This window comes from Phenylobacterium sp. CCH9-H3 (assembly GCF_001557235.1).
GTDB lineage: Bacteria > Pseudomonadota > Alphaproteobacteria > Caulobacterales > Caulobacteraceae > Phenylobacterium.
Genome location: NZ_LSJI01000131.1, coordinates 1 through 379, shown reverse-complemented (window position 1 = coordinate 379; position 379 = coordinate 1). Strand labels below are relative to the sequence as shown.

Here is a 379-nt window from a genome sequence, read left to right as displayed (position 1 = left end):
AGTTCAGGGTGCACGACGAGAAGTCGCGGTTGCCCTGCAGGATCGGCTCGACGTGGCGATAGCCGGCATAGGCGGTCACGTTGCCCTTGCCGTCCGGCGAGTTCACGCCGATCACCAGCGTCACCTGGCTCATCTCGCCGTCACGGACATTGTCCTTCGGCAGCTGGAAGAACTCCGGGCTCGCCGCCGTCGCCGCGCGGGCGCGCACCACGTCGGCGATCGCATTGCCGTTGTCGTGCTGGTAGAGGCCGTACTGGGCGTCGAGACGAACGCCTTCGAAGTTCTTGGCCATGATGAAGTTGACGACGCCGCCGACGGCGTCGGCGCCGTACACGGCCGAGGCGCCGCCCGTCAGGACGTCGACGCGCTCGATCAGGGC

General features: G+C 67.5%; 1 protein-coding gene. It reads right to left on the bottom strand.

What is annotated here, in order from left to right:
- On the bottom strand, nucleotides 1–379 hold a 379-nt coding region (locus AX721_RS12950; protein ID WP_156467156.1), incomplete at both ends, for a TonB-dependent receptor plug domain-containing protein.